Source organism: Chryseobacterium sp. RLHN22, from assembly GCF_051011795.1.
Classification (GTDB): Bacteria; Bacteroidota; Bacteroidia; order Flavobacteriales; family Weeksellaceae; genus Chryseobacterium; species Chryseobacterium zhengzhouense.
Map to the genome: position 1 here is coordinate 1 of NZ_JBPCHW010000052.1, position 1,710 is coordinate 1,710.

The following is a 1,710-nucleotide window of genomic DNA, read 5'->3' on the forward strand; positions in this document are numbered from 1 at the left end:
AGAGTGCACCGAAAGATTATGTTTTGCAATTCTTTCAATGCAACTCAACTTAAATGATAAACTATATTTTGATATTCCCATAAATAAAATGCCCCTAAAAAGTGTCTAACTTTTTGGGGGCAGTCCATTTTCTGATGGGTTTTAATTTTATACTTGTTGAGCTTCATATTCTACGTAAAATTCTTGTGTTTCCTGAATTACTGCGTCCATTTCCTGTAAGGTAAATACTTCTAAGAATTTTCTTCTGAAATCTTTAAAGTGTGGAATTCCACGGAAATAATTGCTGTAATGCTGTCTCATTTCTACTAAACCAAGTCTTTCGCCTTTCCATTCGGCACTCCATTCAGCGTGTTGACGAACAGCCAACAAACGATCAGAAATTGTCGGTGCAGCAAGATGCTCACCTGTTTTAAAGAAATGTTTTATTTCATTAAAAATCCACGGATAACCGATTGCAGCACGACCGATCATAATACCGTCACAGGCATATTTATTTTTATATTCTAATGCTTTCTCAGGAGAATCGATATCACCGTTTCCAAAAATAGGAATCTCAATATTAGGATTTTGTTTAATTCTTGAAATATGATTCCAATCAGCTTCACCTTTATACATTTGTCCACGAGTTCTTGCATGAATCGTTAAAGCTTTTATTCCTGTTTCCTGAAGACGCTCAGCTACTTCATCAATATTAATGGAATTACTGTCCCATCCTAACCGCGTTTTTACCGTTACAGGCAGACTTGTAGAATTCACAACCGCTTTGGTTAAACGAACCATCATATCAACATCTTTCAACACACCTGCTCCTGCACCTTTACAGACCACTTTCTTTACAGGACATCCAAAATTGATATCTACCAAATCAGGATTTACAGTCTCCACAATTCTTGCGGACATTGCCATAGCTTCTTCATCACCTCCGAAAATCTGAATTCCAACTGGTCTTTCGTAATCGAAAATATCCAGTTTTTTTCTACTTTTAATAGCATCACGAATTAACCCTTCAGAAGAAATAAATTCTGAATACATCAAATCTGCCCCATGCATCTTACAAAGACGCCTGAACGGCGGGTCACTTACATCCTCCATCGGAGCCAGCAAAAGCGGAAATTCCGGCAGTTCTATATTGCCAATTTTTATCATGATGCAAATTTACGAATTTTCAAACTTTAAACAATTTAATATTATCTATTAGTCTGATTTCTAAATAAGCTGTAGATAGTAAAAAAAACATCATAAAGAGCGGTACCTTTTTAGGAAAAAGATTCCAATATATTTGTTTAAAAGCTTCGAAGAGTATCACGATTAAATCTATCAAAATATTATATCTAATAATCATACTTATTATTAGCTCTATACTTGAACTTGAAATATAAATACCAAATTAAGACTTTAAAATCTCGAAGTTAACATCTTAAACCTTGGATTTAGAATACTATTTCTGGCAATATTCAATATTAAATAAGCAATAGGCAATAGGCACTGGCAATATTCAAAGCTAAACTTTGGGTTTTGAGTTTGGATTTCTTTGAGTTTCAAGCAAAAAAAAGTCTCATAGAATAATCTATGAGACTTTAAATAAAAACTGGCGGCGACCTACTCTCCCGCTTTCGCAGTACCATCGGCGCTGGTGGGCTTAACTTCTGTGTTCGGAATGGGAACAGGTGAGCCCCACCGCTAAAACCACCCTAAAGGCTTTATAATGTT

The 1,710-nt window shown here is 35.3% G+C and carries 1 protein-coding gene and 1 rRNA gene; both read right to left on the bottom strand.

Annotated elements, in window-relative coordinates:
• Positions 1-147: 147 nt before the first annotated feature.
• Positions 148-1,146, bottom strand: coding sequence for a tRNA dihydrouridine synthase DusB (gene dusB / locus ACR1PN_RS20420; RefSeq protein WP_433981532.1), 999 nt, complete (start codon positions 1,144-1,146; stop codon positions 148-150).
• Between the two features lie 440 nt (positions 1,147-1,586).
• A 5S ribosomal RNA gene (gene rrf, locus ACR1PN_RS20425) occupies positions 1,587-1,694 on the bottom strand.
• Positions 1,695-1,710 lie beyond the last annotated feature (16 nt).

What these genes read in the sequence shown, in the direction of transcription:
- dusB (WP_433981532.1), bottom strand. Translation starts at nt 1,146, where the DNA reads ATGATAAAAATTGGCAATATAGAACTGCCGGAATTTCCGCTTTTGCTG.